The sequence below is a fragment of the Delftia sp. WSY_22 genome, from assembly GCF_043104185.1.
Classification (GTDB): Bacteria; Pseudomonadota; Gammaproteobacteria; order Burkholderiales; family Burkholderiaceae_C; genus Comamonas; species Comamonas tsuruhatensis.
In genome coordinates this window covers 244,171-256,648 of sequence record NZ_JBICKN010000017.1, presented here as the reverse complement: position 1 = coordinate 256,648, position 12,478 = coordinate 244,171, and the positions used below count along the sequence as shown (strand labels likewise).

At 69.3% G+C, this 12,478-nt stretch carries 4 protein-coding genes; 2 read left to right on the top strand and 2 right to left on the bottom strand.

Annotated elements, in window-relative coordinates; translation table 11 throughout:
- The first annotated feature begins 42 nt into the window (after nt 1-42).
- The gene (locus ACF8NF_RS09800) at nt 43-8,025 is read left to right on the top strand and encodes an amino acid adenylation domain-containing protein (protein WP_392450521.1); all 7,983 of its coding nucleotides are present in this window, start codon (nt 43-45) and stop codon (nt 8,023-8,025) included.
- Nucleotides 8,026-8,207: 182 nt separating this feature from the next.
- A complete protein-coding gene (locus ACF8NF_RS09795; protein ID WP_392450520.1) occupies nt 8,208-10,607 on the top strand; it encodes a TonB-dependent siderophore receptor in 2,400 nt (799 codons plus the stop codon).
- A gap of 76 nt (nt 10,608-10,683) precedes the next feature.
- Here the strand turns inward: ACF8NF_RS09795 and ACF8NF_RS09790 are convergent, their stop codons facing one another.
- Together ACF8NF_RS09790 and ACF8NF_RS09785 are read right to left on the bottom strand one after the other, a co-directional pair.
- Nucleotides 10,684-11,718, bottom strand: a complete 1,035-nt coding sequence (locus ACF8NF_RS09790) for a FecR family protein (protein WP_392450519.1) — start codon at nt 11,716-11,718, stop codon at nt 10,684-10,686.
- A gap of 12 nt (nt 11,719-11,730) precedes the next feature.
- Complete coding sequence (locus ACF8NF_RS09785) at nt 11,731-12,330, bottom strand: RNA polymerase sigma factor (RefSeq protein WP_017404741.1); 600 nt, start codon at nt 12,328-12,330, stop codon at nt 11,731-11,733.
- Nucleotides 12,331-12,478 lie beyond the last annotated feature (148 nt).

Here is a 12,478-nt window from a genome sequence, read left to right as displayed (position 1 = left end):
CTGGGCGTGAGCACCAGCGAGCATGAGGACTTCTTCCGCGCCATGCTCGGCGATGTGGATGAGCCCACGGCGCCGTTCGGCCTGCTGGATGTGCAGGGCGACGGCAGCGCGGTGGAGGAGGCCAGGCTTGCGCTGGATGCACAACTGTCGCGCGAGCTGCGCCGGCAGGCGCAGCGCCATGGGGTGAGTGCAGCCAGCCTGTTCCACCTGGCCTGGGCGCTGGTGCTGGGCAGGACCACGGGCAAGGACGACGTGGTGTTCGGCACCGTGCTCTTTGGCCGCATGCAGGGCGGGGAGGGCGCGCACAGCGCGCTGGGCATGTTCATCAACACGCTGCCGCTGCGCATACAGCTGGGCGGCCGCAGCGTGCAGGAATGCCTGCGCCAGACGCATGAACTGCTGACGGGGCTGATGCACCACGAGCACGCCACGCTGTCGCTGGCGCAGCGCTGCAGCGCTCTGGCGGGGGGGACGCCGCTGTTCTCGGCCCTGCTCAACTACCGCTACACCGCAGCGCCGCAGGAGACGGAGGCAGCGGGCGCAGCCTCGGGCGCGTGGGAAGGCATGACGGCGCTGGGCGGGCAGGAGCGCACCAACTACCCGGTGGACATGTCCATCGATGACCTGGGCCAGGGCTTCCGCCTGGTCGGGCAGGCCAGCAAGACCGTGGGCGCGCAGCGCCTGTGCGCCTACATGCTGGCCGCCGTGGAAGGCATTGTTGCGGCCCTGGCCGAAACGCCCGCGCTGCCGGCCTGCGATATCGAGCTGCTGGACCGGGACGAATGGGCGCAGCTGACGCAATGGGCGCAATCGGGGCAGTCCGGATGCAACCCGCCGCGCCGCGACGCCCAGCCCCTGGTGCACAGGCTGTTCGAGCAGCAGGTGGACGAGCGGCCCCAGGCCACGGCCCTGGTCTTTGGCGACGAATGCATCAGCTATGCGCAGCTCAACCGGCGTGCCAACCGCCTTGCGCACCGCCTGATCGCCGAGGGAGTGGGCGCGGAGGTGCGCGTGGGCATTGCGGTGGAACGCTCGGTGGAGATGGTGGTGGCCGTGCTGGCCGTGCTCAAGTCGGGCGCGGCCTATGTGCCCCTGGACCCCGGCTATCCGGCCGAGCGCCTGGCCCACATGGTCGAGGACAGCGGCATGGCCTGCCTGCTCACGCAGTCCCGCCTGGGGCTTGCGGTGGCCGGTCGCGTGAAGGCGCTGGACCTGGATGCCATCGGCGCGATGCCGGGGCCCGACCACAACCCCGGTGCCGCCGTGCATGGCGAATGCCTGGCCTATGTGATCTACACCTCGGGCTCCACCGGACGGCCCAAGGGCGTGGGCATCTCCCACCGCTGCCTGGCCGAGCAGGCGCAGCTGGCCGTCGGCTTTGCCGCGCTGTCGCCGCAGGACCGCGTGCTGCAGTTCGCCACGCTGAATTTCGATGGCTGCATCGAGCAGCTGTTCGCGCCCCTGGTGGCCGGCGCGGCCATGGTGCTGCGCGGGCCCGAACTCTGGGACAGCGCCACCTTCTACAGGGAACTCATGGCCAGGCAGATCAGCGTGGCCGATCTGACCACCGCCTACTGGCTGCTGCTGGTCCAGGATTTTGCGCGCCAGGGCCTGCGCGGGTATGGGCGGCTCAGGCAGGTGCATGTGGGCGGCGAGGCCATGCCGGGCGCCGGCCTGCAGGCCTGGCGCGATGCCGGGCTGGGCCATGTGAGGCTGCTCAATGCCTATGGCCCGACCGAGGCCACCGTCACGGCCTCCCTCTTCGACTGCACCGGCCTGGTGGAAGGCGCCGGCGCGGCGCCGCAGGCGCTGCCGTCACAGGACCTTCCCATAGGCCGGCCCCTGGCGGGCCGGCACATGTGGGTGGTGGACGACCGGATGCGCCCCGTGCCCCTGGGCGTGGCCGGCGAGCTGTGCATAGGCGGGCCCCTGCTGTCGCGCGGCTATCTGAACCGGGCAGGGCTCAGCGCGGAGCGCTTTGTCGCCGACCCCTTCGGCCGCGATGGCGCAAGAATCTATCGCACGGGCGACCTGGTGCGCTGGAATGCGCAGGGCCAGCTGGAGTACCTGGGGCGGGTGGACCACCAGGTCAAGATCCGCGGCCTGCGCATCGAGCTGGGCGAGGTGCAGGCGCAACTGCTGGCGCTGGACGATGTGCGCGAAGCCGTGGTCGTGGCCGGCGAGGGACCGGCGGGCACGCGGCTGCTGGCCTATGTGTCTGCCCGCAGCGGGCGGACCCTGGACGGGCAGGAGATGCGCGAGCGCCTGGCCACGGTACTGCCCGACTACATGGTGCCGGGCGCCATCATGGTGCTGGACCAGTTGCCGCAGAACGCCAACGGCAAGCTGGACCGGCAGGCCCTGCCCGCGTTCGGCATGCCAGCCGCCAGCCAGGCGCCCGAGGGCGAACTGGAGGCGCTGCTGGCCCGTATCTGGGCCGAGGTGCTGGGCCTGGAGCGGGTGGGGCGCAGCGACAACTTCTTCGCGCTGGGGGGTGATTCCATTCTGAGCCTGCAGATCGTCTCGCGCCTGCGCCGCTTCGGCTGGAAGCTGTCGCCAAGGCAGCTGTTCGAGCGGCAAAGCATTGCCGAGCTGGCGCGTGTGGCCGAGCCCGTGCAGGACGAGGCCGTGGAGCAGGAGACCCCGGTCCAGGGAAGCGTTCCCCTGCTGCCCATTCAGGCGGAGTTCTTCGAAACGGACGTGCCGCAGCGATCCCACTGGAACCAGGCCCTGCTGCTGCGCAGCACGCAGCCGCTGCAGCCTGCGCCGCTGCGCCAGGCCCTGGCCGATCTGCTGGCCCGGCACGACAGCCTGCGCCTGCGCTTTCGCCCCACGGCGCAGGGCGCCTGGGAGCAGGCCTACGCAAGCCCGTCCGAGGCCGACCTGCAGGCACTGCTGTGGGTGCGCCAGGCACGGGATGCCGGCGCGATCGAGGCCTTGTGCGAACAGGCGCAGCGCAGCCTGGACATCGTCCACGGGCCGCTGCTGCGCGGGCTGTGCATCGAGGTGGGCGACGGCAGCTGGCGCCTGCTGCTGGTGGCCCACCACCTGGTCGTCGATGGGGTCTCCTGGCGCATCCTGCTCGAAGACCTGCGTTCGGCCTATGCCAGCCGGCTGCAGGGCCTGGAGCCCGCCAGGGTCCACAAGACCGCCAGCTACCAGCGCTGGTCGCAGGCGCTGCAGGCCCATGCCGCGCAATGCGGCGGCGAGCTGGCCTTCTGGCAGGCGCTGGCCCAGGTGTCGGCCAGCCTGCCCTGTGCCCGCCCCGGGGGGGCCAACACCCTGGCATGGCAGTCCAGCGTCGAGCTGCGGCTGGACCGCGAGCGCACCGAGGCCCTGATCAGCCGCGTGCCGGCGGCCTACAGGACGCAGATCAACGACATCCTGCTGGCCGCCCTGGGGCGCGCCCTGTGCGCGTGGAGCGGGCAGCAGCGCATCCTCGTGGACCTGGAGGGCCATGGCCGCGAGGAGCTGTCGGCCGGCGTGGACGTCTCGCGCACCGTGGGCTGGTTCACCAGCGTCTTCCCGGTGGCGCTCGATGCGGGCACAGGCCCGGGCGACGCGCTCAAGCGCGTCAAGCAAAGCCTGCGCGAGGTGCCGCTGCACGGCCTGGGCCATGGCGTGCTCAAGTACCTGGGCACGGCGCAGCAAAGGCAGGCCATGCAGGCCTTGCCCCGGGCCAGCCTGGTCTTCAACTACCTGGGGCAGTTCGATGCAAGCTTTGACAGCGCGGCCCAATGGCTGCCGGCTGCCGAGGGCAGCGGCATGCCGGCCGACGCCTCGGCGCCGCTGTCGCACGAGTTCACCATCAATGGCCGCGTGTACGACGGCGAGCTGGTGATGACGGCCGCCTTCAGCACGGCGCGCCACGACACCGCCGATGTGCAGGCCTGGATGGGGCGCTACCGGCAGGAGCTGGAAGGCCTGATCGACCACTGCCTGAGCGGCGCGCAGGGGGTGACGCCCTCGGACTTCCCGCTGGCCCGGGTCACGCAGGCGCAGCTGGACGGCCTGGACCTGCCTGCGGGCAATCTGGCGGACCTCTATCCGCTGTCTCCCATGCAGTCGGGCATGCTGTTCCACAGCCTGTCCGATCCCTCGGGGCTGTCCTATGTCACCCAGCTGCGCATCGACGCGCATGGCCTGGATGCCGCGCGCTTCCGAAAGGCCTGGCAGGCGGTGCTGGACCGCCATGCCGTGCTGCGCAGCGGCTTCCTGGCCGATGCGTCCCTGCCGCTGCAATGGGTGGCCAGGCAGGTCCTGCTGGACATCACCGAGCATGACTGCCGGCACAGCGAGGATGTGGCGGGGGCCCTGGATGCCCTGGCCGCCGGGCAGTTCGCGGCCTTCGACCTCAGCAAGCCGCCGCTGATGCGGCTGGCCCTGGTCCGCGTGTCCGATGGCAGCCACCACTGCATCTGGACCGCCCACCACCTGCTCACGGACGGATGGAGTTCATCGAGCCTGCTGGGCGAGGTGCTGCGCGACTACAAGGGCATTGCCGTGGAGCCCGTGGACACCAGCTACCGCGACTACATCGCATGGCTGCAAGGCCTGGACCACGGGGCCAGCGAGGCCTACTGGAGGCGCCTGGTGCAGCCGCTGCACGAGCCCACCTTGCTGGTGGATGCGCTTGCCCGGCCTGCTGTCCGGCCTGGTGCCTTGCCTGCAGCCCGTCAGGGGCACCACGAGGCCGGCGCCGCGCTGGATGCCGGTGCCACGCAGCAGCTGGTGGAGTTTGCCCAGCGCGAGCGCGTGACGGCCAACACCCTGGTGCAGGCCGCATGGTCGCTGGTGCTGGCGCGGTACACGGGCCAGGCCACGGTGGCCTTCGGGGCCACGGTGGCAGGCCGCCCGCCCGAGCTGGCCGGCGTGGAAAGAATGCAGGGGCTGTTCATCAACACCTTGCCGGTGGTCGTGGCCTGCGACGGCGCGCTGGAGCTGGGCCCCTGGCTGCGCACGCTGCAGGCACAGAACCTGGCCTCGCGCGAGCATGAGCAGACGTCGCTTTCGGACATCCAGCGCTGGGCGGGCAAGGGCCAGCGCGGCCTGTTCGACAGCATCCTGGTGTTCGAGAACTACCCCATGGATGCCGTGCTGTCCGCGCATGACGACCCGCATCTGCGGTTTGCGGTGACGCATGCCATCGACGTGACCTCCTATCCCATGGACCTGGAGGTGCGGCTGGGCGATGTGCTGTCGCTCAAGATGATCTACCAGCGGAGCAGCTTCGGCGATGACGCCGTGCAGGCCCTGCTGCGGCAACTGGTGCAGGTACTGGCGTCCATGGCGGGCGAGGGCGTGCACTGCCTGCGGGACATCGCCTTGCTGCCCGAGCCCGGCCGCGATGGGCCGGCGGGCACAGGCACAGGCATGGGCACGGATGCCTGCCGCCCGCCGTTCCTGCCCGTGCATGCCGGCATGGCGCTGCAGGCGCGCCGGGACCCGGGTGCGGTGGCGCTGCTCATGGGCGAGCAAACCATCAGCCATGGCGAGCTGCAGGCGCGCAGCAACCATTTCGCCAACCGCCTGGTGCAGGCCGGCGTGGGGCGCGGCGCCATCGTCGGCATCGCCATGGAGCGTTCGCTGGAAATGGTGATCTGCCTGCTGTCCGTGCTCAAGGCCGGAGCGGCCTACCTGCCCCTGGACCCTGCGTCGCCGGCCGAACGCCAGAGGTTCATGCTGGCAGACAGCGGTGCCTCCCACCTGATCGCCCACAGGGCGGCGCTGCACAAGCTGGGCACGCCGGCCGTGGCCCATCTGGTGGTGGCCGAGGAGGTGGACTTCACCCAGGCCTGCAACGCGGCGCCGGCCCATGCCGTGCACGAGCGCGACCTGGCCTATGTGATCTACACCTCGGGCTCGACCGGGCAGCCCAAGGGCGTGGTGGTCGAGCACGGGCCGCTGGCCATGCACTGCGCGGCCACGGCCGGGATCTACGGCATGCGGGCGAACTCGCGCGAGCTGCATTTCATGTCCTTCTCCTTCGACGGCGCGCACGAGCGCTGGCTGACGGCCCTGAGCATCGGCGCCGGCCTGGTGCTGCGCGAGCCGCAGATGTGGACGGCGGAGCAGGCCTGCGAGGCCCTGCGCCACCACGGCATCTCCAATGCCGCGTTCCCGCCGGCCTATCTGGCGCAGATCGCGGACTGGGCCGCAGAACAGTCGCAGGAGCCGCCGCCGGTGGAGCTGTACGTCTTCGGTGGCGAGGCCATGCCCAAGGCCGCCTACGACAAGGTGCGCCAGAGCCTGCGCCCGCGCCTGCTCATCAACGGCTACGGCCCCACCGAGACGGTGGTGACGCCGCTGATCTGGAAGGCCGAGGCCAGCGAGACCTTCGACTGCGCCTACGCCCCCATCGGCCGGCCCGTGGGCGAGCGCACGGTGCACATCCTGGATGCCGACCTGCACCGGGTGCCGCACGGCGTCGTGGGCGAGCTGTACATCGGCGGCTACGGCCTGGCGCGCGGCTATCTGTCGCGCCACGGCCTGACGGCCGAGCGCTTCGTCGCCGACCCCTTCGACGGCGGTGGCGGCCGCCTGTACCGCACGGGGGACCTGGTGCGCGAGATGCCGGACGGCAACATCGAGTACATAGGCCGGGCCGACCACCAGGTCAAGATCCGGGGCTTCCGCATCGAGCTGGGCGAGGTCGAGAAGGCCGTCCGGGCCGTGCCCGGCGTGGTCGATGCCGCCGTGCTGGTCCAGGATGCCGGTACAGGCAAGCAGCTGGTGGCCTATGTGGTGGGCGAGGAGGGCACCGCCGCGCAGTCCCTGGTCCAGCGCATCCGCCAGCAGACAGGCGAGCACCTGCCCGACTACATGCTGCCGGCCCATACGCTGGTCCTGCCCGCCCTGCCAAGACTGGTCAGCGGCAAGCTCGACCGTGGTGCGCTGCCGCTGCCGCAGGCAGATGCCGGGCGAGTTCACGTGCCACCGTCCACAGCGTCGGCCATGGCGCTGGCCCGCATCTGGCAGGAGGTGCTTGGCGTGGAACGCGTGGGCGAGACCGACAACTTCTTCGAGTTGGGCGGGGACTCCCTGCTCAGTCTCAGGATGCACGCCAAGGTGCGCAAGCTGGGCGATCCGCGGCTGGACTTCAAGCTGCGCGACCTGCTGCAGCGGCCCACCATTGCCGGCCTGCTGGAGCTTCGCTCAGCCGGCGCCGGTGGAGCTGGGGGCGTCGTGGCGCTCAACGCCGTGTGTGAGGCTGCGCCACCGCTGTTTTGCGTGCATGCCGGGTTCGGCACGGTGTTTGACTACCAGCCGCTGGCGCGGGCCTTGCAGGACCGGCGCACCGTCCACGCCATACCCTGCCGCAGCCTGGGCGATCCCGGCTACCGCGACCGCTCGCTGGAGCAGATGGCCGACGACTACTGCGCGATGGTGAGGCAGGTACAGCCCGCCGGCCCCTACCACCTGCTCGGCTGGTCCCTGGGCGGCAGCCTGGCGGCCCTGATCGCCGCCCGGCTCGAAGGCCAGGGACAGACGGTGGGTTTCCTGGGGCTGGTGGACCCGTTCGTGCCTGCTGGCGATGCGGCCGGGTCCCCGTCGTGGTGGGATGACTTCCGGCTCTTCGTCTCGCAGATGCTGCCCTTGGCACGCATCGAGGACCTTGCGGACATCGATGCATCGGTGCCGCCCCGCGCCGATCTGCTGGCTGCCGCGCTGGGCCGCGAAGCTGCAAGGCAGGGACCGGGGGGGCCCAGCGGCCATGCCTGCATGGACGGCGCCGACCTGGCCCTGGCCTTTCTGACCACCCTGCACCTGAAGCACCTGGCGCTGCAGGCGCAGGCCCTGGCGCCCGTGCAAGCGGCGGCAAGCCTTTGGTGGAGCGATGAAACCGCGGCCGGGCACCGGCTGCGGCTCGCGCAGCAGCTGCGCCAGGAGGGGGCCGAGGGGGTCGAAAGGGCCGAAAGGGCAGAGGGCGCGGTGATCCGCGCCGACCACTACGCCATCATGAGGAACGAGGGGCTGACGGCCGAAATCCTCGACGCCTTGGTGCTGGAGTACGCGCTGGACTGAGGGGCAACGGCGGCCGGGTGCCCCCCGGCCCGCCCCGTCCCGGGTCTTTTTCGTGAAAACCGGGTTACACCTTGTCTCCATTTTTGCGCGCAGAACGTCTTTGGAATGCACAACAACCCGGGCGGAGGTCCGTGCCCGGTTGGTAACCAGTCTCATTCAATGCCTTTGGAAATTCTTCGACCATGCCTTCCTTGCCCCGTCAACATCTGCTGAGCCTGGCCCTTGCCACGGCCTTTGGTTCCGTCTCGTTCTGGAGCACCGAGGCGGTGGCCCAGGCCACAGGGCAGGAGGCTGCCCAAGTGTTCGATATCCATGTGCCGGCCCAGGCCCTGGCTTCGGCCATCAACGAGCTGTCCCGCCAGACGGGAACCCAGATGTTTGCCGCAGGCGACCTGGTTGCCGGGCTCAGTTCCCGCGCCGTCAACGGCCGCCTGACATCGGAGCAGGCCTTGCGGGAGCTGCTGGCCGGCACGTCCCTGGAAGCCATCAGGATGAACAACGGAGGCTTCGCCATCCGCCGTCCCGCGGTATCCGGCGCGACCTTGCCGACCATCAACGTCACGGACAGCGAAACCGTAGCCGGCCCCGTGCAGGGCTATGTCGCCCGGCGCAGTTCAACGGGCACCAAGACCGATACGCCCATCCTGGAGACACCGCAGTCCATCACGGTCATCGGTGCCCAGGAGATCGAGACGCTGAAGTCGCAAAGCCTGCAGGATGCGCTGGGCTACGCGGCCGGCGTCACCCGCGCCGAGGGCCTGGACCGGACCTCGGACAGCCTGTACCTGCGCGGATTCCGCACCACGGGCATGTACCGGGACGGCAGCCTGTTCACGGCCAACATCTACGACGGACGGCAGGAGCCCTACGGCCTGGAGCGCATCGAGCTGCTCAAGGGCGCCTCTTCGGTGATTTTCGGCTCGGTCTCCCCGGGCGGCGTGGTCAACACCGTGAGCAAGCGGCCCACCACGGAAAAAATCCGGGAGCTGAACATCGACGCCGGAAGCTTCGGGCGCAGGCAGGTCTCGGGTGATTTTGCGGGTGCCCTGGACGACGAGGGCAAATGGTCCTACCGGCTGGTGGCGCTCAAGCGCGACAGCGACAGCTTCATCGACCGTGTCCCCGATGACAGAACCTATGTCGCCCCATCGCTCAAGTGGCAGCCCGATGCGAATACCTCGCTGACACTGTTGGCCGAGGTCCAGAAGGACCGCACCACCTACGTCTACGGGCTGCCCGCCTACGGCACCCTGCTGCCCAACATCAATGGACAGATTCCCCGCAACCGCTTCATCGGAGAGGCGGGGCGGGACAAATTCGATCTGGACCGCTACTCCATCGGCTATCTCTTCGAACATGCCTTTTCCGAGAAGCTCAAGCTCAGGAACAGCATGCGCTACTACAACGCAAAGAGCAGCTACTTCAGCACGGACGGCTGGGGCCTGTCCGCCGACCAGCGCTCGGTGGTGGAGCGCTACTACCAGCCGCGCTGGGACCGCTCGTCGGCCTTCGTGACCGATACCTCGCTGCAGTACCAGCTGGACCAGGGCCGCATCAAGCACACCATGCTGGTGGGCTTCGACTACGCCCTGCCAAAGCACGAGACCGAGCGCTATGAACAGCAGGCCGCCGACCTCGATGTCTTCAACCCGGTCTACGGCAAGCCGGTGGGCCCTGTCTCCCCCTACTACCGATCGTCCTGGAAGAACGACTACAAGCGCCTCGGCATCTATGCGCAGGACCAGATCAAGATCGATGACAAGTGGGTGGTTCTGCTGGGCGGCCGCTATGACAAGGTCCGCTTCAACGAGACGAACTTCTTCACCGGGGACGTGAGCGCGGCCAATGAGAAAAGCTCGGCCTTCACGGGCCGGGTGGGCGTGGTCTATCTCGCCGCCAATGGCCTTGCCCCCTTCTTCAGCTACAGCGAGTCCTTCGAGCCCACCCAGGGCCAGGACCGCCTTGGATCGCGGTTCAAGCCCACGACGGGGCAGCAGTACGAGGCCGGTGTCCGCTACCAGCCCAGCGGCTCCAGGGCCATGGTTTCGGCGGCGGTCTTCCAGCTCACCCGCCAGAACCTGCTCGTGCCCGATCCCCAGGACGCCAGCAGGGCGTTCAACATACAGGCCGGTGAAGTCCGCTCCCGCGGCTTCGAGCTGGAGGCGCGAAGCTCCATCGGCCGCAATGTGAACATCATTGCCGCCTATGCCTACACGGATGCGCGCACCACGCAGGCAAGCCCCCTGCAGCCGGACGAGCTGGGCAAGCGCTCCATCGGCGTGCCCTACAACCAGATATCGCTGTGGGGCGACTACAGCTTTGGCGACTTCGGGCTTGCCGGCCTCAAGGTGGGCATGGGCGCCAGGTACCTGGGCCAGACACGCGGCCTGGCCTATGGCGTTCCCGTCTCGCTGCCGGCGTTCACCCTGGTGGATGCCATGGTCAGCTACACCACCGGACCCTGGCGCTTCGCCCTGAACCTCACCAACCTGACCGACAAGACCTATATCGCCAGCTGCTCCTACGGCTGCTTCTACGGCGAGCCCCGCAAGGTGATCGGCACGGCCACCTATCGCTGGTAAGCGGGCATGGGCCATGGGCCACGGCTGGAGCGATCCGGCCGTGGCCTTTTCTTTGTCGGGGAACCGAAGGCGCCGTTCAGAGCGCCTGCAGCTGCACGCTGCCATCGGCCTGCGCGCGCACCCTCAGCGGCAGGATGGAGGGCAGCACGGCCAGCAGGCCGGCCGAGTCATTGGCGCGAAAGCGCCCCGTCAGGCGCAGCGCGGCCACGCGCGCATCGGCGGCTTCGATGGGCTGGGTGCGGTAGGCGTTGACGGTGGCCAGGGCCTCGGCCAGCGGGGTGTTCTCGAAGACCAGCCAGCCTTCGCGCCAGGCGGACAGCGTGGCGGCATCGGCCTGGCGCACGGCCTCGGGCTGGCCATTGCGGATGTCCACCACCTGGCCTGGCAGCAGGTCCAGCGTGGCCGCCGCCTCGGTCGTCGGATCCTGCGCATCCCTGCCCAGCACGCGGACCCTGACATGGCCATGCTCCACGCCCACCGTGATCGTGCCGCCACGGTCGCGCACGGTGAACACCGTACCCACGACCTCGATGCGCGCCTCGCGCGTGATGACCTCGAAGGGGCGGTCGGGGTCCGAGGCCACTTCGAATCGCGCTTCCCCGCGCGACATGGATACGCTGCGGCGCTGGCGGTAGAGCGTCACGGCAATGGCGCTCTGGGGCGCCAGCTCGATGCGGCTGGCCTGCAGCGGCGCCTTGCCGTCGGCCAGCGTGACCTTGAGCATCTGCGAGTTGCGCGTGGCATAGGCCGAGGTGTGCAGGGGCTGCTGCCAGTACCAGTAGGCGCCCCGGCCCGCCAGCGCGCCGGTGCCCAGCAGCCCTGCAAACGACAGCAGCAGCTTGCGGCGCTGGACGCTCCTGGTGGAGCGCGAGGCGCTGTCCGCCAGCAGGGCGGTTTCCTGGAATTGCTCGCGCAGTCCGCCGGACAGGCCGCCGAGCATGTTCCAGCGCAGGTGCGCCTCGCGTGCGGCGGCATCGTGCCGGGCTGATTTCTCGCGCCATTCGCCCAGGGTCAGGCGTGCCTGGTGGGCCACCGGGTCGGGAGCGATTTCGCTTTGAACGATCAGCGTCAGCGCATGCTCGACCATGCGCTCGCTAGGTGCACTTGCCATGGAAAGGGGGGGTCAGGATGCGTCGTCGGTCAGTGTACTGTTGTCGAAATCCATGGCGCTGCCCAGCGCATGGTCCTCGATCAGCTCGGAGCGCAGCTGGGCCAGCACGCGCGAGCAGTCCAGCGTGGCGCGCACCATGTGCTTGGCGACGGCCATTTCGGTGATGTTGAGCTGATCGGCGATTTCCGCGCGCGTGTAGCCATGGGCGCGAAAGAGGATGAAGACTTCGCGCCGGCGCGGCGGCAGGCTTTCCAGCGCCTGGACGACGCGGTCCAGGATCTGGCGCTGGGCGGCCAGGGTTTCGCTGGAGGGCGCGCTGTGCTGCACCGCCATTTGCTGGCGCGTCCAGTCCTGGGAGGTCTTGCGCTTGCGCGCATCGTCTATGCACAGGTTGCGTGCCACGCGAAACAGCAGGGCGCGCGGGGATTCGATGTCGGCATCGGGCAGCGCCTCGGCCTTCTTGCCGCTGCGCAGGCCCAGGGCGTGCACATAGACCCGCTCGAAGCTCGATTGCGCGATGTCGGCCGCATAGTGCGGATCCCGGAGATCGCGCGTGAGCTGGCGGCGCAGATCGCCATAGTGAGCCACGAGTTCCTGGATCAGGTCACGCATCCGGATACCTGCCTTTCCGCAAGGGCGATGGGTTGGAACCCCTGGGTCCGTACAGAGATGGGCCTACCGGATGCCGCAACCCCGGCCAGGGCCGGGGCGGTGCAGCAGCGGGTATGGGATTCAGCGGCGCAGGTGATTCGAATTCAAA

Bases quoted from the DNA above. Each gene is read 5' to 3' on its own strand.
- ACF8NF_RS09795 (WP_392450520.1), top strand. From the start codon at position 8,208: ATGCCTTCCTTGCCCCGTCAACATCTGCTGAGCCTGGCCCTTGCCACG.
- ACF8NF_RS09790 (WP_392450519.1), bottom strand. From the start codon at position 11,718: ATGGCAAGTGCACCTAGCGAGCGCATGGTCGAGCATGCGCTGACGCTG.
- ACF8NF_RS09785 (WP_017404741.1), bottom strand. From the start codon at position 12,330: ATGCGTGACCTGATCCAGGAACTCGTGGCTCACTATGGCGATCTGCGC.
- ACF8NF_RS09800 (WP_392450521.1), top strand. From the start codon at position 43: ATGCTCGGCGATGTGGATGAGCCCACGGCGCCGTTCGGCCTGCTGGAT.